The 21,551-nt window shown below is 71.3% G+C and carries 25 protein-coding genes; 23 read left to right on the forward strand and 2 right to left on the reverse strand.

Annotation, left to right across the window (positions count from 1 at the left end; translation table 11 throughout):
- The first annotated feature begins 6 nt into the window (after window positions 1-6).
- The 17 genes from G407_RS30160 to G407_RS0104445 all read left to right on the forward strand — a co-directional run bounded on the left by G407_RS30160 (window position 7) and on the right by G407_RS0104445 (window position 13,661).
- The gene (locus G407_RS30160; protein WP_052340949.1) at window positions 7-630 is read left to right on the forward strand and encodes a hypothetical protein; all 624 of its coding nucleotides are present in this window, start codon (window positions 7-9) and stop codon (window positions 628-630) included.
- A gap of 41 nt (window positions 631-671) precedes the next feature.
- The gene (locus G407_RS25700; protein ID WP_043538924.1) at window positions 672-1,052 is read left to right on the forward strand and encodes a head decoration protein; all 381 of its coding nucleotides are present in this window, start codon (window positions 672-674) and stop codon (window positions 1,050-1,052) included.
- A gap of 53 nt (window positions 1,053-1,105) precedes the next feature.
- Window positions 1,106-2,176, forward strand: a complete 1,071-nt coding sequence (locus G407_RS0104375; RefSeq protein ID WP_029029829.1) for a major capsid protein — start codon at window positions 1,106-1,108, stop codon at window positions 2,174-2,176.
- A 2-nt stretch (window positions 2,177-2,178) separates the two neighbouring features.
- Window positions 2,179-2,403: a hypothetical protein gene (locus tag G407_RS0104380; RefSeq protein ID WP_029029830.1), complete on the forward strand. Its 225-nt coding sequence runs from the start codon at window positions 2,179-2,181 to the stop codon at window positions 2,401-2,403.
- Between the two features lie 12 nt (window positions 2,404-2,415).
- A complete protein-coding gene (locus G407_RS0104385) occupies window positions 2,416-2,763 on the forward strand; it encodes a hypothetical protein (protein ID WP_029029831.1) in 348 nt (115 codons plus the stop codon).
- A 2-nt stretch (window positions 2,764-2,765) separates the two neighbouring features.
- The gene (locus G407_RS0104390; RefSeq protein WP_029029832.1) at window positions 2,766-3,296 is read left to right on the forward strand and encodes a hypothetical protein; all 531 of its coding nucleotides are present in this window, start codon (window positions 2,766-2,768) and stop codon (window positions 3,294-3,296) included.
- A complete protein-coding gene (locus tag G407_RS25705) occupies window positions 3,296-4,216 on the forward strand; it encodes a hypothetical protein (RefSeq protein WP_052340950.1) in 921 nt (306 codons plus the stop codon). The genes G407_RS0104390 and G407_RS25705 overlap by 1 nt, the downstream gene beginning before the upstream one ends.
- Window positions 4,217-4,224: 8 nt before the next feature.
- Window positions 4,225-4,782 (forward strand): hypothetical protein, encoded by a 558-nt coding sequence (locus G407_RS0104400; RefSeq protein WP_029029833.1) that lies wholly within the window; start codon window positions 4,225-4,227, stop codon window positions 4,780-4,782.
- The gene (locus G407_RS0104405; protein ID WP_029029834.1) at window positions 4,779-5,141 is read left to right on the forward strand and encodes a head-tail joining protein; all 363 of its coding nucleotides are present in this window, start codon (window positions 4,779-4,781) and stop codon (window positions 5,139-5,141) included. The genes G407_RS0104400 and G407_RS0104405 overlap by 4 nt, the downstream gene beginning before the upstream one ends.
- Entirely contained in the window at window positions 5,125-5,601 is a 477-nt protein-coding gene (locus G407_RS0104410; protein WP_029029835.1) for a hypothetical protein, read from the forward strand. Before G407_RS0104405 ends, G407_RS0104410 begins: the two co-directional genes overlap by 17 nt.
- Window positions 5,602-5,604: 3 nt before the next feature.
- The gene (locus G407_RS0104415) at window positions 5,605-6,384 is read left to right on the forward strand and encodes a phage tail tube protein (protein WP_029029836.1); all 780 of its coding nucleotides are present in this window, start codon (window positions 5,605-5,607) and stop codon (window positions 6,382-6,384) included.
- A 61-nt stretch (window positions 6,385-6,445) separates the two neighbouring features.
- The gene (locus G407_RS0104420) at window positions 6,446-7,051 is read left to right on the forward strand and encodes a hypothetical protein (RefSeq protein ID WP_029029837.1); all 606 of its coding nucleotides are present in this window, start codon (window positions 6,446-6,448) and stop codon (window positions 7,049-7,051) included.
- A 104-nt stretch (window positions 7,052-7,155) separates the two neighbouring features.
- A complete protein-coding gene (locus tag G407_RS0104425; RefSeq protein WP_029029838.1) occupies window positions 7,156-7,437 on the forward strand; it encodes a hypothetical protein in 282 nt (93 codons plus the stop codon).
- A complete protein-coding gene (locus G407_RS0104430; protein ID WP_156917466.1) occupies window positions 7,430-10,351 on the forward strand; it encodes a hypothetical protein in 2,922 nt (973 codons plus the stop codon). The genes G407_RS0104425 and G407_RS0104430 overlap by 8 nt, the downstream gene beginning before the upstream one ends.
- Window positions 10,348-10,833, forward strand: coding sequence for a hypothetical protein (locus G407_RS0104435; RefSeq protein ID WP_029029840.1), 486 nt, complete (start codon window positions 10,348-10,350; stop codon window positions 10,831-10,833). The genes G407_RS0104430 and G407_RS0104435 overlap by 4 nt, the downstream gene beginning before the upstream one ends.
- Complete coding sequence (locus tag G407_RS0104440; RefSeq protein ID WP_029029841.1) at window positions 10,823-12,730, forward strand: hypothetical protein; 1,908 nt, start codon at window positions 10,823-10,825, stop codon at window positions 12,728-12,730. The genes G407_RS0104435 and G407_RS0104440 overlap by 11 nt, the downstream gene beginning before the upstream one ends.
- 1 nt (window position 12,731) lies before the next feature.
- Entirely contained in the window at window positions 12,732-13,661 is a 930-nt protein-coding gene (locus G407_RS0104445) for a hypothetical protein (RefSeq protein WP_029029842.1), read from the forward strand.
- 4 nt (window positions 13,662-13,665) lie between these two features.
- Here the strand turns inward: G407_RS0104445 and G407_RS0104450 are convergent, their stop codons facing one another.
- Together G407_RS0104450 and G407_RS0104455 are read right to left on the reverse strand one after the other, a co-directional pair.
- A complete protein-coding gene (locus G407_RS0104450; protein ID WP_029029843.1) occupies window positions 13,666-14,274 on the reverse strand; it encodes a hypothetical protein in 609 nt (202 codons plus the stop codon).
- Between the two features lie 80 nt (window positions 14,275-14,354).
- Window positions 14,355-18,734: a hypothetical protein gene (locus G407_RS0104455; RefSeq protein WP_029029844.1), complete on the reverse strand. Its 4,380-nt coding sequence runs from the start codon at window positions 18,732-18,734 to the stop codon at window positions 14,355-14,357.
- Between the two features lie 380 nt (window positions 18,735-19,114).
- On the opposite strand from G407_RS0104455, the gene G407_RS30165 reads away from it, so the two are divergent.
- The 6 genes from G407_RS30165 to G407_RS0104485 are packed head-to-tail and all read left to right on the forward strand — an operon-like array spanning window position 19,115 to window position 21,543.
- Window positions 19,115-20,008, forward strand: a complete 894-nt coding sequence (locus tag G407_RS30165; protein WP_052340951.1) for a glycoside hydrolase family 19 protein — start codon at window positions 19,115-19,117, stop codon at window positions 20,006-20,008.
- Window position 20,009: 1 nt separating this feature from the next.
- Complete coding sequence (locus G407_RS0104465; RefSeq protein ID WP_029029845.1) at window positions 20,010-20,210, forward strand: hypothetical protein; 201 nt, start codon at window positions 20,010-20,012, stop codon at window positions 20,208-20,210.
- Window positions 20,207-20,464 (forward strand): hypothetical protein, encoded by a 258-nt coding sequence (locus G407_RS0104470; RefSeq protein WP_169728760.1) that lies wholly within the window; start codon window positions 20,207-20,209, stop codon window positions 20,462-20,464. The genes G407_RS0104465 and G407_RS0104470 overlap by 4 nt, the downstream gene beginning before the upstream one ends.
- On the forward strand, window positions 20,461-20,652 hold the full coding sequence (locus G407_RS25715; RefSeq protein ID WP_043538927.1) for a hypothetical protein: 192 nt from the start codon (window positions 20,461-20,463) through the stop codon (window positions 20,650-20,652). Before G407_RS0104470 ends, G407_RS25715 begins: the two co-directional genes overlap by 4 nt.
- A gap of 1 nt (window position 20,653) precedes the next feature.
- A complete protein-coding gene (locus G407_RS0104480; RefSeq protein WP_029029847.1) occupies window positions 20,654-20,977 on the forward strand; it encodes a hypothetical protein in 324 nt (107 codons plus the stop codon).
- A complete protein-coding gene (locus G407_RS0104485; protein ID WP_029029848.1) occupies window positions 20,974-21,543 on the forward strand; it encodes a hypothetical protein in 570 nt (189 codons plus the stop codon). Before G407_RS0104480 ends, G407_RS0104485 begins: the two co-directional genes overlap by 4 nt.
- Window positions 21,544-21,551 lie beyond the last annotated feature (8 nt).

A 21,551-nucleotide genomic window follows, 5' to 3' on the forward strand; every position in this document is an offset into this window, starting at 1 on the left:
CGACCGATGCTGAAGGGTCTGCTCAAGGCTCGCCGGATCGCCGCCGCCGCCAAGGCCGCGGAGGAGCGCGAGGACGCGATGGACGAGAACGAGGCGGAGGACGCCCCGGTCGACGAGCCCGCGTCGAAGAAGGGCAAGAAGGCCAAGCGGGCCGAGGAGCCCGAGACCGCCGAGGACGAGACCGCGGAGGGCGACGAGCCCGAGGCGAACGAGGACGAGACGGCCGAGGACGAGGACTACGCCGAGGGCGACGAGCCCGCCGCGGAGGACGAGGAGGCCGAGGACGAGGACGAGATCGCCGAGGAGGAGACCACCCCCGCCTCGAAGAAGGCCGCCCGCCGCGGCGCGATCCGCGAGCGCAAGCGCATCGCGAAGATCCTGTTCTCGCCGCAGGCGCAGGGCCGCGAGGGCCTCGCCGCGACGTTCGCCTTCGAGACCCGCATGTCCTCGAAGGTGGCGCTGCGCACGCTCGCCGCGTCCCCGGCTCCGAAGGCCTCCCGCAAGGCCGAGGCCTTCCGCCAGGCCATGGACAACACCGCGAAGAACCCCCGCGTCGGCGGCGGCGGCAAGCCCGCCGCGTCCGAGGGCGACGGGATCATCGCGGCCCTCAAGGCCATGAACCGGGCGTGAGCCCGGTTCCCCTCCCCACCGCTCGATAGAGGGTCATCCCCATGGTCGGCACCTACACCCCCCAGGGCTCGGCGCAGGATTTCCAGCCCCACGATCACCGCTTCGCGGACACGTCCGACGTCATCCGCGACTTCGTGACGATCTCGTCCGGCCAGAACCTCGCCGCCGGCTCCGTGCTCGGCAAGGTGACGGCGACGGGCGAATACGTCCTGTCGCTCGCGGCCGCGAACGATGGCTCCGAGGTCCCCGTCTACGTGCTCGCCGAGCCCGTGAACGCGTCGGCCGCGGACGCCCAGGGCATCGTCTACGCCCGGGCGCACCTGCTCGCGAGCTTCCTCGTCTACGGCGCCGGGCACTCGCTCGCGACCGTCAAGGAGCCGCTGCGCGACAAGGGCATCAACGTCTCCGTCGGGGCCTGGTGAGGCCCCGACGATCCCATCCACCGACCGTCTGCTGAACGAGACGAGGACGACAGATGAGCATCTACAGCACCCACGCGATCATGCGGGCGGTCGAGAGCCTCAAGCGCCCGAAGACCTTCCTCCTGGACACGGCGTTCCCGTACGTCGTCCGCCGCGAGGAGGAGAACATCTCCTTCGACATCAAGAAGGGGAACCGGAAGGTCGCGCCGTTCGTCGCCCAGGGCGCACCGGCGAAGAACATCCGCCTCGACGGCTACCGCACGCGCACCTTCACGCCGCCGCGCATCGCCCTGATCACCGACCTGAATCCGCGCGCCGCGGTCGTCCGCATGGCGGGCGAGCGCATCGGCGGCGACATGCCGGTGCAGCAGCGCGCTCAGGCGGTGCTCGCGCAGGCGATCGTCGACACGGCCGACCCGCTGGTCCGCCGCCAGGAGGTCATGGCCGCCGACGCGCTCGTAAACGGCTCGATCGTGGTCGCCGGTGACGGTATCGCGAACCCGATCACGATCGATTTCGACCGGCACCCCGACCTCATGGTCGTGTACTCCGGCACGGATCGCTGGAACGACCCCGCCTCGACGGCGAAGCCGCTCGAGGAGATCGAGGCCATGGCCTCGCTCGTGCACAAGATCGAGGCCGCGCTCATCACGGACATCGTGGTGGATCCGGAGACCTGGAAGATCCTGCGCCAGGACGAGCAGGTGAAGGCGCTCCTCGATCTGCGCCGGGCCGTGGGCGGCAACTCCGCCGACGTCGGGCCGCAGTCCTACGTCAACGGCGCGGTCATGGTCGGCCAGCTCGGCCAGTTCCGCTTCTGGGTCTACCAGGAGTTCCGCGACACCATCACCGTGAACGCGGACGGGACCTTCACGGTCACCGAGGGTGAGCCCCTGCTCGCGCCGGGCACCGTGCTCGGCATCGGCCCGAACGTGGAGGGCACGCGCCTCTTCGGCGCCATCCTCGACCAGGAGGCCGTCGAGAGCGGCAACGTCGCAAGCGAGCTCTTCATGAACTCCTGGCTCGAGCGCAACCCGGGCCGTCGGGTGCTCTCGGCGCAGTCGGCTCCGCTCCCGGTGCCGGTGCGCTCGAACGCCACCTTCTCGATGAAGGTCTTCGGCTGATCATGACGGCCCTCGTGCGCAACACGAAGGCCGTGAAGGCCGGCGGGGTGATCCACCCCGCCGGCTCCGAGATCCTGATCGAGGACCTCGACGAGGCGCGGCGCCTGGAGCGCGCGGGCTTCGTCCAGATCCTCGAGATCGACCAGCCGGCGGCGACCGTGCCCGTCGGCGATCCACCGGCCGAGGCCCGGCCGCAGCACCGCCGGGGCCGCTCGGCCCGCAGATAAGGGGGCCTACCCGTGTCCGGCTTCTACCCGCCTATCAGCGATTCCCGCCTCGGGACGCCGGCGCCTCTGCCGGCCGTGTGGCTGTCCAATCCGTCGATCGTGGCGAATGCCGCGACCGACGCGGTCCCGCTCGTGACGGCGCCGCTCGATGAGGGCATCTACGTCGTGTGGACGAGCGGGCCCGCGTGGGTCAACGCGGGCACCGACGTCGCGCCGGTCACCGACCCCGCCGACGCCACCGCGGCGGCCGCCAAGCCCCACGACGGCGGCGCGTGGGCGGTCGCGATCAAGACCGGCGAACGCATCGCCGTCCGGGCCCGCAGCGGCTCGGTCGACGTCCGCATCTTCCGGGGGGCCTGAGCATGGACGGATTCGGACTTCCGAGGCCGCAGGGATCCGGCGGGGGTGGCGCCGCATACGACGACACCGAGCTGCGAAATCGCGTCACGACGGTCGAGAACCAAGCCGCCGCAAACGTCGACGCGATCGCGTCGCTCGGCGACGCGATCGTCCCCGCGACGGCGGCTGAGATCCGGACCGGCACGGCGGGGACGCTGGTGGATGCGGACGGTCTCTACGCCGCCGCCGCGGCGCTCGCCATCAGCTGGGGGACGCCGCTCGTCATCGACCTCGCGAGCGGGCGGAATTTCAGCGTCACGCTCGGCGGCAACACCGTCCTCGCGAACCCGGGCAGCCAACGCGCGGGCCAGTCCGGTCTGCTCCTGATCAAGCAGGATGCAACCGGCGGGCGGACGCTGTCGTTCGACACGGCCTGGCGGCCGCTCGACGGCGTGCCGTCCATCCCGACGACGGCCTCGTCGACGACGGTGCTCGCGTATTTCGTCGTCGCGCCCGGGCAGATCGCGATCTGGTCGGCGGGGACGTACACGTGATGATGCCTCCGCTCGCAGCCAGGCCGCGGCGCGCGCGCGGCTTTCCATGGACGACGCGAGCGATCGCGGCGCACCAGTGGATCTCGATCGCGTACGGCGCCGGCGTGTTCGTCGCCGTATCCTTCGACGGCCGCGTGGCTACGTCCCCGGACGGCGTGACCTGGACGATGCGCACCATGCCGGCCACGAACCAGTGGACGGCGGTCACCTACGGAAACGGTCTCTTCGTCGCCGTTGCACGCTCGGGGACCCAGCGCGTTGCGACGTCCCCAGACGGCATTGTCTGGACCGGGCGTACGGCGGCAGAGGCTCGACGGTGGGATTCGGTGACCTTCGGCAACGGTCTCTTCGTCGCTATGTCCTCGGCGGACACCGACGTGGATTCGTCGAAGGCGATGACCTCGTTTGACGGCATCACGTGGACGGTCCGCTCGATCACGGCAGGAGGCGGAGCCCCGCTGAACCTGCGCTCGGTGTGCTTCGGCAACGGCATCTTCGTCGGGGTCAGCTCGGGCGTAGACACGCAGACGCCCGGCGACAACCGCGTCGTTACATCGACTAACGGAACGACGTGGACGCTGCGCATCCTTCCGCAATTCTCGCAGTGGTGGTCCATCGCGTTCGGCGCCGGGCTGTTCGTCGCCGTGTCGAGGGACGGCGCAAACCGGGTCATGACCTCGCCGGACGGGGTCACGTGGACGCTGCGCGCGGCGCCGGCGCTCGAGTATTTCGGCGTCGGGGTCGGCAACGGCCTCTTCGTCGCGGTCGCGAACGCATCGAGCGCCGCGACCTCGCCCGACGGCATCATCTGGACACAGCGCACGATCGGCACGGGCTTCTGGCGCGGCATCGCCTACGGCGCCGGCGTGTTCGCGGCGCTCGACTTCAACACCAGCGGCGTCGGCGCTACCGCACCATGAGGTGACCCATGTACGCGATTGTTCGAGGCACGTCCGTCCAGACCTTGCAGCACGGCCCCTTCGTCGACGCGGGTGGCGTCCTGCATCCAGTCGAGGCGCTGACGCACTGGAGCGACGCCGAGCGGCTCGCCGTCGGCGTCTACCCGATCGTCGACGACGCCGTCCCCGCGGGCGAGCGCGCGACCGGCTGGTCGCTAGAGCTCGACGGCGACGTCGTGCGCCGGCGCTGGACGACGGAAGCTTACACGCCGCCGCCGGCGCCGGTGCCGGATTCCGTGACGCCTCGCCAGCTCATGCTTGGGCTCGCCGCCGCGGGCTGGATCACGGCCGCCGAGGCGGAGGCCTGGGCCCAGCGTACGGGCCTGCCGGCGACGATGCTCGCCGTCATCGGCCAGCTGCCGCCTGACCAGGCGCTCTCCGCCCGGGTGACGGCGTACACGATGTCCGCGGCCTATCGCTCGGATCCACTCCTTCGCGCAGCCGCCGTCGTTGCGATGCCTGGCTCGACCGACGCCGAGATCGACGCCGCGCTCGACGACGCCTTCCGCGCGTGGAGCGTGCTGTGATCTACCCCTCCGGCAACCCTCTCTACGACCGGCTCGCCGCCGACATCCTCGACGCGGTCGCGTCCGAGGGCGGCGTCGAGGACGCGCTCTACGAGCCGCAGGGCGGGCAGTCCTTCACGGTGCGCGCCGTCTTCTCGGCGCCGACCTTCCGCGCGGGCGTGCTCGGGCGCGAGGTCTCGCAAACGGAGCCCATGGCCATGGTCGCCGCCGGCGCCGGGCCCGGGGCATTGTCCGATGCACGGGAAGGGGACCGTATCACAGTCGCGGGATACCGCTGGCGGGTGCGCGAGCCGCGCGCCGACGGCGGCCCCTTCATTCGGCTGTTGCTCGGAGACCCGGTGAGTGTCGGATCTGGCTAACCTCGGCGCGGACGTCCTCGTCGCCCGGCTCACCGCCGCGGCGATCCCCGGCGTCGTGACCGTGGCGAAGAGCCGGGTCTACCCCCGCGACTACCGCGCCTGGCCGGCGCTGATCGCCTTCCCCGAATCCGAGCGCGTGCGCGTCATCGGGCGGGCGTCCCCCCGTCTGCAGGAGCGCACGATCTTCTACACGGTCGGCGTGATGACGACCGCGGACACCGAGGGCGACCCCGACGGGGACCTCGGCGACCTGGTCCGCCAGGTCGAAGCCGCGCTCGTCTACGACAAGCGCGCCGAGCCGATCGAGACCCGCTTCTTCTCCGACCTGTACCTCGAGGGCACGACGCGCGGCGTCGGCGATCGAGGCGGGAAGACGGCCGCCGTCGCGGCGCTCCGCGTCGTCGGCACCATCCACCACCGCGAAGGCGATCACGCTTCCACCCTGCCGCAGAGGACCTGACCCATGTCCACCGCATACCGGGCCCTGGATTCGGGCCTCTACAACCTCAACAACGCCGAAGTCATCGGCAGGATCATCGCGCCCGGGAACCAGAAGTGGTTCCAGTTTGGCGACTGCGACGCGGCCGGCCTGAACATCACGGTCGATCGCCTGTCGCGCACGGCCAAGAACGGCGTGGTCCGCTCGATCGGCAAGGAGATCGTGCGCTCGGTGGACGGCGAGTTCACCATGACCGCGATGCAATTCCGACGCGAGACCCGTGCGGCGCAGATGCTCGCCGAGATCGCCTACCTGACGCAGGCCGCGTCCGTCGCGGCCACGTACGCGATCGCCGCCGGCCAGCTCGAGGTCGGCATGATCTACTACGTGGGCGCCTTCGACATCTCGAACGTCGCGGTCGCCGCCGGCGCCGGAGCTACGGCCCTGGTCGAGGGAACGCACTTCGTCGTGGTCGATCCTGCCGACGGCGGCGTCCAGATCATCGGGCTCCCGGGCGGTATCACCGAGGCAGACGAGGCCGAGATCACCTTCGACGCGGCCGCGATCGACGTGACGGCTAAGCGCCCGCGCCTGCAGCTCCTGACCAAGCCCTCGGTCTCGATGGAGATCAAGGTGCGCGGCACGGCGCCGGAGGGCTTCAAAGCGACGCTCCATCTGCTCCAGGTCGACCTCGCTCCGAGCGGAGCCATCGAGTTCCTGTCGGACGAGTTCGCCTCGGCGGCCTTCTCCGGCCGCCCGCAGCGCACCGCCAACGGCGTCGGCACCTGGACCGAGCACGGCTGAGCGTGAATTGGGCGGGCCTCCGGGCCCGCCCATCTGATTTCCAATCCGTGGGGGAGACACGATGAGCAAGGCTCTGGCGGCGCTGCGCCGCACCGCATTCTGCACCATCCAGACCGAGTCCGGGCCGGTCGAGGTCACCATGCGCAAGCTGGGGACCACCCGGCTCCTGCGCGACTTCATCGAGGACGAGGCCTCCGCGACCTTCGTCGAGGCGCTCGTGCGCGCCTTCCAGGAGGGCCGCTTCGGCAAGGATTCGGTCGCCGACAACGCGAAGGTCGGCATGGCGCTCCTGACGGACTACGCCGCCGCGTCGGGCGCCCCTCCCGGCCGCGTCCTGCTCGAGACCGCGGGCCGCGTCATCGCCGCGATCGACTCCGTCATCGTGCGCTCGACCGTGGCCATCGCCGCCGACGGCGAGACGACGAGCCTCGCGGATCCGGAGCTCTCGCAGGCCTGGGCCGACGAGGTCGAGGCGATGGATCTCGGCGAGAAGTTCGCCTGCCTCTCCGTCGTCGTGGCCCTCAATTTCGCGGCCGCCTACGGCCCTTTCGTCCGCCTGGTGGCGCAGATCAAGGCGACGCTCGAGGACGTGACCGCCGGCCTGGCGGGGACGTCGGAGAGCGGATCCGAGGGCGCGTCGAGCGAGCCCGCGCCGACCGCGGCCTGACGACCGCGACCGAGGCTCCCGAATATCGGGGGATCTGGGAGGCGATCGCCGACTGCCGGCACGCCTGCCTGGTCGCCGGCTATCCGCTCGAGCTCGTCGACGACATGTGCCCGGCCGATCTCTTCGACGCCTACGGCCGCGTCCTGCGCGACCGCGCGCAGGACCTGCTGGCGACGCTCGACATCCAGTCCGCCGTCGCGGCCGCGCAGTCCGAGAAGGGCGTCAAGGCGCTCCAGGGCTTGCGCGCCCGTCTCGCCGAGGCCGCGGCATTGCCCGATGCACGCCCGCGTCGGACGGTCCAAGACGCGCCCGAGCTGACCCCGGCCGAGATCGAGCGGATCCGACGCTCCGAGGCCGAGACCGAAGGATTGTTCCGCCGTGGCTGAGACGCCCACCTTTTCCGCACGCATGGAGGTCCGCGGGGTCGACGACCTCAAGGCGGCCTTCGCGCAGGTGCGCGAGACCGGCGTCGAATCCATGCGCGCGGTCGGCCAGGCGGGCGCGGCGGTCGGTGCGACGACGGTCGCGAGCGTGCGGGCCGCGGGGACCGCGACCGTCGGCACCGCCCGGGTCATGCGCGGCGCGCTCGGCGCCGTCACCTCCACCCTTGGCTTCCTCGGGCGCGGCGTGAGCGCGGTCGTCGGCGGCCTCGGCAGCCTGGCGCGCGTCGCCGGGCTCGCCGGGGCCGCCCTCACCGGCTCCGTCGGCGGCGCCTATCTCGCCATCCGTCAGAACTCTCTCTCCGTCTCCAAGACGATCGAGGAGACGCTGCGCCTGTCCGACGCGCTCGGCGTGTCCGTCGAGAGCCTGTCGGATTGGCAGGCGGCCGCGCGCATCGCCGGCGGCTCGGCCGAGGGCACGGCGTCGGCGATCGGAAACCTGCGCCGCCGCTTCCTTGAGGCCGTCGAGGAGACCGACCCGGCGCGCGCCGCGCAGCTCGCGGCGCCGTTCACGCAGCTCGACATCGCGCTGCGCGACGCCAACGGTTCGCTCCGCACGACCGAGGACATCCTCGCCGAGGCCGCCGACGCGCTCGCGGGCCTGTCGAACGAATCCTTGCGCGCGAAGGCCGCGCAGGACCTGTTCGGGTCGACCGCCAAGGACATCCTCCCGGTCCTCAGAGGCGGCGCCGCCGGCATGGAGGAGCTGCTCCAGGCGGCGCGCCAGTCCGGCACGCGGATCTCCGAGGACCAGGCGCGCCGGGTCTCGGACCTCTTGCGCCAGCAGCGCCGGCTGAACGAGGCCGTGCGCGGCATCAACTCGGCGTTCGGCGAGGCTCTCCTGCCGGTGTTCGTCGGATCGGCGGAGAGCATCCGCGCGCTCATCGAGTCGAATCGCGAGCGGATCACGGCGTTCATCCGCGACTTCGTCCAGGAGTTCATCAAGTTCCAGGCCGATCTCGGGCGGGCCTTCGGATCCGGGCCGCTCTCCGAGATCGGAAACGACCTGGTGCGCCTGATCGCGCCCGGGATCCGGCTCCTGCGCGACCTCACGCGCGAGCTGCTCAACGTTGCCCGCGGCGGTCCCGCGGGCGAAATCCTGCCGTGGCTCGTGCCGCTGCGCGCGGCCCTCGACGAGGCCGTCGCGGTCGCGCGCGCCTTCGGCCTGTCCCTGCTCGCCTCCGCCGGCCTGGCGGTCGACGAGCTGCCGACGCTCTCGCAGGTCCTCGACACCCTGCAGCAGGCGCTGCTGTCCGTCCGGCTCGGGCTCGAGGGCAATTCCGAGCTCGCGCCGTTCCCGTGGGCGGCCACGGCCGGTCGCGCGCTCGGCGAGTTCGGGCGCAGCGTCGTCGCGATCGTGGCGATCCTGGACGACAACAAAGAGAGCATCGCCGCCTTCGTCGAGGGCGCGCTCTTCACGGCCGCCGACGGGCTCGAATCCTTGCGGGCGATCTTCGCGGGCGAGCAGATCGACGGTGACAACCTCTTCGCGCGGCTCAATGTGGTGATCCCGATCGTCACCGCGGCGTTCGAGCGGCTGTCCACGGATGTCCGCGCGGCGCTCGACGCGCTCGGGTTCGAGACCTTTGGCGAGGCCGCGGAGGCCGCGTTCGTGAAGCTCTCCGAGGTCGTCGACAGGGTCTATACGGCGATCACGGCCGGCATCGACGACCTGCTCGCGGCGGGCGAGCTCGTGCTCGGCTTCCTGCGCACGGTCTCGGACCTGCTCGGCTTCCCCAACGTGGAGACCTTCGTCTTCGCAATCCTGGCGCTGCAGATCACCAACCTGTTGCCAGCCCTCGCGGCGCTGTCGTTCGTGCTCCTGAACACGGCCAACTTGCTCCGCGTCACGCTGGTCGCGCCGATCCTCGCGCTGGTGAAGGCGATCGGCGGCTTCCTCATCACGAAGATTGCGGCGACGGCTGCCTTCGCATCCTTCGTCGCGGGCGCCAAGGCCGTCGGCGCGGCCCTGCTCGCGCTCGTGACGGGCCCGATCGGCCTCATCGTCCTGGCGGTCGCGGCCGTGGCCGCTGGCGTCTACTTCTTCTGGGACGAGATCGTCGCCGCGGCGCAGTTCGCCTGGGACGGGATCTCCGCCCTTTGGGGCGGCCTGGTCGACCTATTCTCGGGCTTCTTCGCCGGCGTCGCCGAGGTGGCCGCGGGCCTGTGGGACGGCATCGCCGCGGGCGCGGCGGCCGGGTGGCAGCTCGTCGTCGACACCTGGGGGGTCATCGTCGAGTTCTTCCGGGACCTGTTCGGCGGGACCATCGACATCGTCGCCGCCGCCTGGGATGCGATCGCGGCGCTGCCGGGCGCGGCCTGGCAGTCGCTGGTGGACCTGTGGGGCGGGCTCGGGGACTTCTTCGAGGGCGTCGCGGCGAAGGCCCTGCAGGTCTTCTCGCGGCTCTGGGACGGCGTCAAGAACGGCGCGGCGGACGCGTGGAACGGCGTCAAGAGCTTCTTCGGCTTCGGCGACGACCAGCCCGACGTCGCCTCCCTCGAGAGCTTCGACGTCGGCGGCGTGGTCCCGGGGCGGCCCGGGCAGGCGCGCCTGGCGGTCGTCCACGGCCAAGAGTGGATCTTCAATCCGCAGCAGGCGAGCAGCCTGAGCGCTGTCCTGGCGTCCCTGGCTGACCTGGCGACGGCCGGCATGTCGGCCCTGACAACGGCGCCCGAGGCGCAGCCGGCGATGGCCGCCGCGCGCGGGCCCGCGCCGCTCAGCATGGAAATCGACGGGCGCTCCTTCGGCGGCTTCTACGCCGACGGCCCGGGCCCGGTGAAGGCCGTGCGCATGGCGCAGGCGAAGCGCCGCACGGTCTCGACGGGCGCGACCCCGCGCTGGAATGGAGGCTACAAGTGAGCGCGCTCTTCCCCGCCGACAAGGACACGTACCTGGACTTCTCCGAGATCGGGGTCGTCCACGGATCCGGCGCCGGCATCCGCCAGACCATCGAGCCGGTGCCGAACGGCCGGCGCTACTACGACGTCTTCGGGCGGATCCACGACACCGGCCGGCCGGCGCTCCAGCTCTACCGCACGACGATCCTAGGCGAGGACGTATGGGGGCCCGCGCTCGCGGGCGTGTGGCCCGGGCGCGCGCTCACGATCTCCTGCGCCGCCGAGCTCGTGCAGCCGGCGTCGCTCGCCTTCGTTCGGCCCGCGGTGCCCGGATCCGTGCGCTACCTCGACGCCCTCTCCAACGATCTGCCGGACGCCACCGGCGCCGTCTACGTCGCCTATCGCCCGATCCTCCAGGTCAAGGTCCAGAGCTGGAACGTCGAGCAGGACGAGTACGGGCAGGTCGTCGCCTGGACGATGGAGGCCTGGGAAGATGGCGCATAGGGATTGGGGCGTCGCCTTCGTCGCGCCCGGCACCGCCTACGACTCCGCCGTCCACGGCACCCGCCGCGACGCGCCGGTCGAGAAGGTCACCCTGGTCGAGCGCGAGCCCGACGGGCGCGCCCGCCTGGCGCTCACCATCGGGCGCTCCGGCGGCACGCTCTACGACCCCGGCGCGGCGCGCTGGTGCTTCCTGTCGCGCGAGCTCGCCGACGGCTCGGTGGTGCTCGTCGCCCAGGGCTACGTCCTGCCGCTGCCTCTGGGCGACGGCGACGACGACGCGACCACGCTCGAGGTCAACTGCTCGCCCTACGACTACGCCGCGGGCGAGGCCGCGATCCTGTCGGCCCTGCAGGACCTGCCGCTCTACGACGGCGTCCTGGTCGCTCCCGAGGCCCGCGGCGACAAGGTCGAGGTGCTCGACGGAGCCTTCTCGGCGATCCATTGCCACCGCGCCACGCACGCCTTCTCGCGCGTGGATCTCTTCGGCGTCGGCCTGCCGGTCGTCACGATCGACACGTGCTTCTCGCCCGGGCCGTCCAAGGCGCAGGTCGGGGATCCGCTCTCGGGCGTCTTCCTCGAGCTCACGGCCGAGTGGGTCGAGCGGCGTGCCGGCAAGCTCGACCTCACCGACGCGATCCGCGACGCCTTCCCCGCGACAGACGGGCTGATCCCGACGCTCTCGGGCGAGGCCTTCGCGAACACGTGGTGGAAGGCGGGCGACAGCTTTAACGGCGACAGCGGCTACACGGTCGTCGAGGCGAGCCTGGTCGAGTGGACCGGCGACGTCGGCCCGACCGGCGTCGCGCTCTCGCGCTCGTACGGGCCCGTCACCGCGCCGGGCGCGGTCTACAACTACGTCCGCGACCCCGACCTGACGACGCCGCTCGGCGTCGAGCTTTCGCTCGAGGCGACGCTCTGGCAGCCGACGCTGGCCTTCTCCTGGTACCTCGAGCAGAAGCGCGTCGAGGTCGCGTCCGGATACCTGCCGTCCGGCCACCAGGGCCGCCAGGCGGGCAACAACGCGGTCCTGCGCCTCCGGTGCCAGGACCTGCAGCGGAGCGCCACGGGCGCGCCCTGGGAGGCCGGCACGGTCTACGCGACGGGCGACCTGGTGACGGTTGGCTGGCGCGCCTACGAGGCCGCCTCCGACCACGCCGCGGGCGACGTCTTCGGCGCCGACCTGGCGGCCGGCCGCTGGAGCGAGGTCGCCTCGAACGGCTCTCCCCTCGGATCGCCGGCGGCGACGACCTACTTCCGCACGGCTCGCGGCGTGGCGACGATCAATGCCGCCCTCTTCAAGGCGCGCGCCCTGATCGCCGACAGCATCCGCTGCGTCGAGATCGTCTTCCGCTGCCCGGTCCTCGACGCCTACCTCGGCCTCACGACCGGTTCGAGCGTGCGCCTGGTGACGCCGACGGACCTGTTGCCCGGCGGCGAGGTCACGGCGAAGGTGTACGCCTACGAGCTGCACTCGAGCCAGGACGACGAGTATCTCGAGATCACCCTGCGCGCCGCCATCGGCTCGGGGACGGCCGTCGACGTCGCCGGCGCCGAGCAATGGCTCACCGAGAACGCGCAGGCGTGGGACTACATCCGCTGGGCGCGCGAGGCCGGCTCGCCGCCGATCTCCCTGCCGCCGACCGGTTCGCCGCGGAGCGTCACGACGTTCTCGAACCTGGCCGACGTGCAGCTCGCCTATGTCCAGGCGCGGGACTACGACCCCGACGCCGGCCGTACGGATCCGGACGCGACCGATCCCGACGTCCTCCTGCGGGAGGCGCGCACGACGGTAGAGATCGCGTTGACGCAGGTCGCCGGCGTGCCTGACCTGCGCCACGTCGTCCCCCTCCTCGTCGACCCCTACCAAGGGCCGCGCCAATTCGACACGGGGCTGTGACATGAGCGACATCATCGAGGGTCTCGACGAGGGCATCCGCGCCGCGCTGCCGCCGCCGCGGCCGCCCGGCTACCTGGCGCCCGAGGCCTCCACGGCCGCGCAGCCCGCGGTCGCCGAGACGCCGGCTGCGCCCGTCGTGGTGCCGCCCCCGCCCGTGCGCGCCGCCCCCGCCCGCGGCGCAGGAGGACCTGCACGCCGGGACGCGCCGAACGATTACTCGTACCGCACGCAGGGTCGCATGGCGCTGCTCGGCGCGGTCCAGGCCGTGCCCTCGATCCTGCTCGCCGACGGGGACGCCCGCAACGTCGAGATCGTGCCGTCGCACATGTGCCTGATCGCGGACGGGCACTCGACCGTCACCCTGGTCATGCCGTCGTCCGCGATCGCGTCCCCCGACGAGCCGACGTTCGACGGTCGGGATCCGATTTACGACCTCGACGTCGAGCTCGGCGTCGTCTTCGGCGAGAATGTGGCGACGGCCCGCGAGCAGTTCCTGGACGACACTACGCGGGGCGAAATCGCCAACTTCCATCAGGAGATCCTGAACCGGACGACCGGAGTTTGGGAGCCGCTGACGGCGGGCGACGCCACCGTCATCTCCCGCCGCGACGTCCTGTCGAAGAAGGTCACGATTATCCCGCCGTCCGGGGTCTCGAACCCGCCGACGGCGTCGTCGTTCGTGTTCGAGTACTCGTTCGGGCTGAGGTACACGGTCGACACGAACTACGTTTACCTCGCCGCGGCGGGCGACCGATATCTCGCCGACGTGCGCAGCTTCGGAACGGTGACGACGCAAAGCCTCGGCTTCGTCGAGGGTCCGCAGGACGATAACCTGCGCTTCGCGCACATGGCCCTGAGGATCCGCGTCGGCGGGCCCTACGGTGCCGGCCGGTTCGTCGGGCGTATGCAGTCGGTATCCTACGGCGGCTGACGGGTCACGCGCGCGTCGCCGCCGCCAGCGCGGCCTGGACCTCCTCGACCAGGTAGTCCCCCGCGACCTCGGCGACGAGCCCGTAGAAGTCGAAGCGCGGCTCGTATTCGGCCCGGTCGACGGCGTATGCGAGGAGCTCGAGCCCGCCCGGCAGGCGCCGCACGAGCGCGGGCCCGAGGCCGCCCTGCCCGTCGAAGTCGATCCAGGTCGTATCGGGGCGGGCGGTGAGGTCCCGCGGCAGGTTGCCGAAGCTGTCGAGGATCGCGTCGGGCCCGGGCACGAGCACGCCGAAGCTCATCGCGCCGCGATCGCCCGCCTCGACGCTTCCGCCCTCGATCTGCTTCTGCAGGTACCACTCGACGCCCGAGCGCAGGAACACCACGGCGTCCGGCGCGCGCACCGGCGAGGGCCGGGCCTTGAACATGCCGACGCCGCCGAGGGTCCAAGGGCTCGGCCGGTCGAAGGATTCGCGCATGCCCTCGCGGACGTGCTCGCGCACGCGCTCGGCGGCCGCGTTCACGCCGTCGGCGAGGGCCGCGGCGACGGGCCCGCGGAGGAGCCCGTCCGCGGCCTGGTCGAATCCGGAAGTGTCGATCTCGACGGTGATGCGCATGCAAGGACTGCGGCATGGCGCCGTGCATCGGACAAGGGATTTGTCCCTTGCCCGATTGCAAGAAATCCTTCCCTCACGGATCACGGAGGGGCTGGATGTCCTACGAGTTCTTTGCGATCGACGACGCGCGGCGCCTGAGGGACGAGGTCCTCGAGCACGTCGTCGAGGAGGTCGATCATTACGGGCTGTCCGAGATCGTCTGCGCCGATGCAAACGAGGGCGAGGCCGAGGCCGTCGGAGACCGCGACACCATCCTCGCCGCCGTCCGCGACGAGATCGTCCGGCGCGACATCCGCGCTCCCCAGATCCGACGCTACCTGCCCGGCTTCCGCGGGAAGATGCTCAGCCGTCTGAGGAGCGGCGACTTCGACGGCGTCAGCCTGCTGCGCGCCCTGCAGCTCGCCCGCGCCGTCGGCCTCGACGTCGGCGTCGTCGTGCGCCGCCGCTAGATCCGCCTCGCCGCGCCAGTCGCACATCGCGAGCCGGACGTCCTGGCGGGCGACGGCGACCTCGCGATCGTACGCGCCCTCGCGCTTGGTCTCCGCGTTGCGCTTGCTCCACTCGTAGAGGCACTCGAGGAACGGCGTGCGCAGGGTGTCGAGCTCGTCGGGCGTGCGCGCCGGCGCCGGGACCAGTGCCGCGCCGCGCTGCACGAGCTCGACGTTCTCGACCTGGATCCCGTGCGCCTCGGCGGCCCCGCGGTAGCGCTCGACCGGGTCCTCGCACGACGACTGCACCATCGCGTGCCACGATTTGGTGCCCGGGCCGGCGTCCGCCCGCACGAGCGTCATGCCCCAGTTCCCGCGGCCCTTGAGAGCGCGGTTCCACCCTGCCTTGTTGCCCATCTCGCCGGCCTCGACGCCGTAGACCTTCTGCCAGATCCGGTCGCAGACGACGCCGTAGGCGCCGTGCGCCATGATCCACGGATCGCAGACCGACAGGATCCCGTCGAGCGTGTGGACCTCGTCGATGATGAAGTTCGACGGGATGACGTTGGTGAAAAGGTAGAGCACCGGCGGCGGTCCGTGCCGGTGCACGGCGCGCAGGCGGCCTTCCGTCTGCACGAGCTCCTCCTCGCGCCAGGACAGGTCGATGGCCTCTGCGAGGCTGCCGGGCATCGTGCCGACCTCGATCTCGAGATCGTGCCCGGTGCGCAGCTCGACGATCCGCCCGCGGCGCGGCCGCAGCAGGGGCTTGATGACCTTCTTGCCGTCGGGCCGCTCGACCTCGATCTCGCCGGTGCCGTCGATGTCGAAGATCGGCTCGCGCCGGTCCGCCGGGAGCTGATGCTGGAGCGCTGCGACGGTGGCGTCGACGACGTCGATCGGCATCTCGGAGCGTCCGATCGCGATGCACGCGACGTAATTCTTGGCGAAATCCAGTCCACGCAACGCGCCGTAGTGCGCGAAGCTGGCGTTCTCCGGCGCCGGCCAGCGGTGCGTGAGCAGCCTGCGCACGGCGCGCGTCGCGACCACCAGGACGCGCCCGTAGCCGTGCTGGCCGCAGATCCCGATGATCGCGTTGCGGACCTGCGCGACGAGGTGCGCCGCGCCGGCACGCATCTCCGGCGGGTCCTCCGGGCGCGGGATGAAGCGACTCGCCGCGAAGCTGTGATCCATCACCGCGACGCGCCGGATCCGGCTCGGCATCTCCCGGCCCTGCACGATGATCTCGTGCTGGGGGTAGAGCAGCCCGAGGATTTCCTGCCGCGCCGAGGCGTCGAGCAGGATCGTCGGCGACGCGGACCAGTTCGGCTTCGACATCCAGGCGATGCGGATCGTGCGGTCCCAGATCGGCTTGCCCTTCTTCGTCTCGCCGATCCGCCTGCGCAGGAGCTGGATGCGCCGCTCGGGCGTGGCCGTGACCTTCCCCTCGAGGATCGCCCCCGGCTTGGCGTCCTCGACCAGCGCCTCGAGCCGCTCCTGCACGATTAGATGCAGGCGGCGCTCCTCATGGAGGCGGTCCCCCTTCGGCGCGTCCGCGAGCTCCTCGAGCCGCCACATCTCCGTGTCAGGGGTGATGTCGCGGACCCTGGACCCCATGCCGCCGCACACGCGCGCGGCGCTCTTGACGAGCTCGAGGGCGGCCTGCGTCGCGGCCTCGCGCACGCTCTCGAGCGTCTCGACGCGGCCCTCGGCGCGGGCCTTGCGCACGAGCTTGCGAGCCTCGACCCGGACCATCGCGTCCGCGAGGTCGGCGCCGTGGAGCAGCGCGATCCGGTAGACGCGGTTGACGTCGCGGCGCTCGTCCAGCAGGTCCTCCGCCGTCGTCCCCTCCTCCTTGTCCTTCTTCGTCACGAGGGGCTTGGCGCGTTCCTTCAGGAGCACGTCGAGGCCGAGGCGGGCCTGATGGACCAGGGTCTTGGTGATGGATTCGTCGACGATCAAGACGCGTGCCTGCGCGATTTCCTTCGGGATCGTCATCGCGACGAGCGCATGCGGCACGAGCACCATGTCGACCGTGGCCAGCTCCTGGCGGATCTTCTGGTACGGGCAGCGCGCGTAGGCCTCGCAGTAGGCGGGCTCGCGACGGGTCTCCTCGACGACGGTGCCGTCGGGCTGCTCGTGCCGCTCTGTGACCTCGACGTCCGCCTTGCAGACGGCGGCCGAGGACAGTCCGCACGCGCGCAGGGCGCGGATCTTCTGCGGGAACTCGCAGCCGCTCCGTTCCTTGCCGCCGTAGGCCGCCACGCGCACGCCGTCGGCGTCCTCGAGGATCCGGGCCTCGCCGCCGCGCAGGACCTCCCGGAAGCCGAGGCGCTCGAGGATCTGCGCAGCCTCGCCGAGGTTCGTCCAGGCAGGGGACGCGAAGACGACCGGCCCGGGGTCCACGTCGAACAGGCGCCGGCGGCGCCCGGACAGCCAAGCGGTGATGCCGCGCAGCGTGTCCGTCGTCTTGCCGGATCCGACGCCGTAGGTCTGGAGCCACAGGGGGATGCGCTCGGGCAGCGGCTTGCCGTCGAGCTCGTCGAGGCGCTGCTCGATCGCGTGCCAGCCGAAGAGCATGTCCCAGCCGAGCTCGGTGCTGGCAACGGCCGGCGAGTCGGGGATCGCGCGCTCCTGGCGCTTGCGCTCGCGGTCGACGTCGTGGACGGCGAGCACGGACGTGAGCCCGGTCTTCGCGTCCTTGTCGAAGACCTGCGCCTTGGGCTCGGGGAGCCAGGACAGATCCCTGCCCCTCTTCGGATAGGGGATCGCGGCCTTGTGCGGGCGCAGGTACCGCTGGCCGTCGGCGGAGCGGACCATGCGGTACGGCTGCACCTGCGAGCCGTCGGCGTACTGCAGCTCGCCGCGCCGCGCCTTGTGCGCGTTCGACCAGACGTCCGACGAGATTTTGGCGTGGAGCCCGCGCTGGCTGTAGTCCCGGTCGCCGGTGACCATGCGCGCGAGCAGGTGCTGGTACAGTGCCTCGATGAGGCCGCGCACGCCTTCGTCCGTGCCGAGATGCTGCACGTTCGCGATGATCGCCGCCCAAACGTGGTCGCGGACGAAAGCGTGGCGGTTGTGCTCGACGAGACCGTCGGCGTTGCGGGGGAAGTCCTCTTCCCTGCCCTCCGGGATCCGGAGCTCGCCCTCCGGGATGAAGTCGACGATCTCGACGCCGCGGGACCCCGTGCCGCGGACGACCTTGAACTCGCGCGCGATCCGCTCGCGCAGCTCGGCGATCTGCGCGGCCGTCACGAGCGGCGCGTGCTCGGGGCCGGCGATCGCCGGATGGAGGCCATCCCATGCGTACGGCAGGCCCGTCTTGTGATGGATGCCGTAGGCCGTGAAGGGTCGGTTGCCCGCGAGGAACTCGACCGCGTGCTTCTCGGCCGTAGCGAACCCGATCGCGGTGGTGTCGAAGGCCTCGAGGCACCGATAGACGAGCAGAATCTTCGGCGCGTTGCCGGTGCGTCGGAAGGGGGTCGGCCCGAGGGTCTCGACGACGATTTCCTCGACGCGACGCGCCATCGCCGCGACCGCGATCGGATCCATGCCGGGCGCGTCGCTCGGGTGAATGTCGATGTCGATGCCGACCGCTCCGGTCCCGGCGCCGGTCATGGCGATGTTCTCGCGGGCCTCGGTCCCCTGGTACATCCAAGCCCAGTCTTGCCAGGTCATGCCCGTCGGACGCGTCAGCTGCCGCACGAACGCGATCATCTTTCCGTAGCAGCGGCTCGGCTCGCGCCCGCGCTGCTGCGCGAACCAGAGCCAGCCCTTCTTCGTCAACGCGGGCCCATGCGTGAGCACGAGATTGAAGGATTCGTCGGTGGGGACGCGCCAGTCCAGCAGGTCCTCCCGCGTCGCGAGCTCCTCGAACGCGAGGCGGGCCCTGTCGGTCTCGTGCCAGAACTGGCCGGTGAGGCCGTCGCTGTAGATGAGGTTCGGATGCAGCGGCAGCTTCGTCTTCTCGAGCTGCAGCATCGGCCCGCCCTTGACGGACGACCACAGGTGGGTCGGCCCGGTGGAGCGACGCACGTGCGGCGACGCGAGGGTGAAGTACCTCGGCCTGACACCTCTGGTTGGTAGCATATCCCTGTTTCCCCGACTGCCCGTAGACGCACACGTCGGGTTCCCAGGCCCGACGGATTCGAATGTAGCCGCGGCGCACGCACGGGGCAACGGGGTCCGCGAACGTTTTCGCCGCGCACGCCGTAGCCATTGTCAACACCTAGACCGGCAACACCCCTACGGTCCTTGAAAACAAAGGAGCGTAGCCCCGTACGACTCCTTTCGCGGCGGATTGGAAATAGCTGCGATTTCTTCCTTGCCCGTCCGCGAGCAAGGATTCACGCGTGGCCGGGGCATTGTCCGATGCATGCCGACCGGCCACGCGTGGAGGCGGACGGAGGCATGCCATGGACCGCCAGATCTTCTTCGACACGATCCGCAAGAGCGTCTTCGGCGGCCGCCTGACGACCGCGCAGGTCGCCGGCATGGAGACGATGCTCGACACGTGGGGCGACCTCTACCCGTCCGCCCGCGCAGAGTGGATCGCGAACAGCCTCGCGCAGGTGAAGCGCGAGACCGGATCCTTGATGGTCCCGATCAAGGAAACGGTCATGGCCTCCCACCGTGACCGCAATCCTTCAGACCGCACCGTCATCCAGCGCCTCGACCGCGCCTTCGCGAAGGGGCAGCTGCCGTGGGTCGAGGAGATCTACTGGCGCGAGGGCTGGTTCGGCCGCGGCCTCATCCAGATCACGCACGAGCGCAACTACTCGATCCTCGGAAACCGTCTCGGGCGCGACCTTGTGGGCGATCCGTCGCTCGCGCTCGAGCCCCGCATCTCCGCCGAGATCGCCATCGTCGGCATGGTCGAGGGCCACTTCACCGGACGCTCGCTCGCCGACGTCGCGTGGGACGAGCCGGATCCGGTGAAGCGCAAGCGCGGCGTCATGCGCGCCCGGCGCATCGTCAACGGGCCCGACGGCAGCGACGCCGAGGTCTACGCCGACCACATGGCATTCCTCGCGGCGCTCGAAGCCGCCGGCTACGCGCCGCGCGTCGAGGTCCCGCCGCGCCGGCCCGCCCCCGAGCCCGAATATGTCGCCGAGCGCGAACTGCCGATCGGCGGCGTCGTCGCGACCGAGACGAGCCGGCCGGCGATGCTCTCGGAGTCCGACTACCTGATCTCGCACGCCGAGGCTGCGCGCCTGACGGCGACGGCGAAGCCCTCCGCGCCCGCGTCCGGAGGCTGGCTCGCCGCTCTCCTCGGCGCCATCGCTCGCATCTTCTCCCGGAGGGCCTGACATGGCCGTCTGGATCCGAATCGGCCTGCGCTACCTCGCCGGCATGCTCGTCATGAAGGGGCTGCTGACCGAGTCCGAGTCGCACGTCCTCGCCGGCGATCCCGAGCTGGTGGCCGCCCTCGAGGTCGCAGTCGGCACCGCGATCGCCGCCGGCACGGAGGCCGCCTACGCGCTCGCCAAGCGCCTCGGGTGGAGGACGTGAGCATGCTCGCCGCCGCCTGGACCTGGATCGCGGGATCCCGCCTCGGACGCGCCGTCGGCGCGCTCGCCCTCGCGGCCGCGGCCGTCGGCCTCGCCTTCCTTCAGGGCGTCAGTCGCGGCCGTCTGCAGGAGCGCGTGCGGCGCGACCAGATCGCCCTCGACGCCGTGCGCGAGATCCGCCGCGTCGAGGACCGTGTCGCCCGACTCCCGCGCGACGAGAAGGTCGAGCGGCTCAAGCGCTGGAGCCGCCGATGATCCGCGTGCTCGCACTCCTCGCCGTCCTCGTCGTCGTCGGCTGCGCCCGCACCGTCGGCGACTTCTGCGACGTCGCCTCACCCATCCGCCTCGAGCCGGAGACGATCGACCGCCTGACGGACGACGAGCTCGACCTCGCCCTCGCCCACAACGACTACGGCGCCGCAGCGTGCAGCTGGAGCCCCTGACGTGACCACGATGCTCGATCTCCTCAAGAGCGCCTCCGGGCTCCTCGCGCTCCTCGCGGCCGTAGCCGGCCTGGTCGGCGGATGGTTCGTCATGCGCACCAAGGCCGACAGCAACGAGCGTCGCGTCAGCGCACTCGAGGACCGCGCGGCGCGGATCGAGAAGGAGGCCGCGGACTTCCGCATCGAAGTCGCTCGCAGCTACGTACCGCACGATAAGCTCCGCGAGGTCGAGGAGCGCCTGGCCCGGCGCATGGACGCGATCGACACGGCCATCCGAGAGGGCCATCGGGCCCTCATGGAGCTGCTATCGCGGAGGGGTGCGTGACCGCGCTGCGCGCCGCCCTCCTCGCCGTGATGGCGATCCTGGCGGCGCCGATCGTCGCCGCGGCGGCCGCCGGCGCGATGGCGCCCGTCGACGCCTTCCTGAGCCTCCGCTTCGCTGCGGTCCCGCAGGCCGAGTTCGAGGATTGGATGCGGCGCGAGCCCGGCCTGGTCCCGGGCCTCGCCGCGCACGTCCTGCAGGGCGACGAGCGCACGGCGGAATACCTGCTCTGCAATCCCTGTGTCGTCCCCGCCAACCGCCCGGACCCGGGTGGCAGCGTCCTTCGCTATCGCTTCGCGGCCTGGTGGATGTCCATGCGCGGCGCACGCCTCGAGGTCGACGGCGCCTGCGGGTCCGCCTGCACGATCCTCGCCGACGTCCTGGCGACGCGCGGGCTCGCCTGCCGCGGGCCGCACGCCGAGCTGTGGTTCCACGCCGCCAAGGACGCCGACGGCACGCTGTCGGACATCGCCTACTCCCCGCCGATCGAGGCCGCGCTCGCGCCTCTCGACGAGGGCTTCCAGATCCTGAAGGGCGACGCCCTGGCGGAGATCCTACCCACCTGCTGATCGACGGA

The organism is Salinarimonas rosea DSM 21201 (assembly GCF_000429045.1).
Classification (GTDB): Bacteria; Pseudomonadota; Alphaproteobacteria; order Rhizobiales; family Beijerinckiaceae; genus Salinarimonas; species Salinarimonas rosea.

Coding starts and splice junctions, on each gene's coding strand:
- G407_RS0104420 (WP_029029837.1), top strand. CDS start 6,446: ATGAGCAAGGCTCTGGCGGCGCTGCGCCGCACCGCATTCTGCACCATC.
- G407_RS0104425 (WP_029029838.1), top strand. CDS start 7,156: ATGTGCCCGGCCGATCTCTTCGACGCCTACGGCCGCGTCCTGCGCGAC.
- G407_RS25705 (WP_052340950.1), top strand. CDS start 3,296: ATGATGCCTCCGCTCGCAGCCAGGCCGCGGCGCGCGCGCGGCTTTCCA.
- G407_RS0104390 (WP_029029832.1), top strand. CDS start 2,766: ATGGACGGATTCGGACTTCCGAGGCCGCAGGGATCCGGCGGGGGTGGC.
- G407_RS0104440 (WP_029029841.1), top strand. CDS start 10,823: ATGGCGCATAGGGATTGGGGCGTCGCCTTCGTCGCGCCCGGCACCGCC.
- G407_RS0104380 (WP_029029830.1), top strand. CDS start 2,179: ATGACGGCCCTCGTGCGCAACACGAAGGCCGTGAAGGCCGGCGGGGTG.
- G407_RS0104445 (WP_029029842.1), top strand. CDS start 12,732: ATGAGCGACATCATCGAGGGTCTCGACGAGGGCATCCGCGCCGCGCTG.
- G407_RS30165 (WP_052340951.1), top strand. CDS start 19,115: ATGGACCGCCAGATCTTCTTCGACACGATCCGCAAGAGCGTCTTCGGC.
- G407_RS0104375 (WP_029029829.1), top strand. CDS start 1,106: ATGAGCATCTACAGCACCCACGCGATCATGCGGGCGGTCGAGAGCCTC.
- G407_RS0104450 (WP_029029843.1), bottom strand. CDS start 14,274: ATGCGCATCACCGTCGAGATCGACACTTCCGGATTCGACCAGGCCGCG.
- G407_RS0104400 (WP_029029833.1), top strand. CDS start 4,225: ATGTACGCGATTGTTCGAGGCACGTCCGTCCAGACCTTGCAGCACGGC.
- G407_RS30160 (WP_052340949.1), top strand. CDS start 7: ATGCTGAAGGGTCTGCTCAAGGCTCGCCGGATCGCCGCCGCCGCCAAG.
- G407_RS0104415 (WP_029029836.1), top strand. CDS start 5,605: ATGTCCACCGCATACCGGGCCCTGGATTCGGGCCTCTACAACCTCAAC.
- G407_RS25700 (WP_043538924.1), top strand. CDS start 672: ATGGTCGGCACCTACACCCCCCAGGGCTCGGCGCAGGATTTCCAGCCC.
- G407_RS25715 (WP_043538927.1), top strand. CDS start 20,461: ATGATCCGCGTGCTCGCACTCCTCGCCGTCCTCGTCGTCGTCGGCTGC.
- G407_RS0104465 (WP_029029845.1), top strand. CDS start 20,010: ATGGCCGTCTGGATCCGAATCGGCCTGCGCTACCTCGCCGGCATGCTC.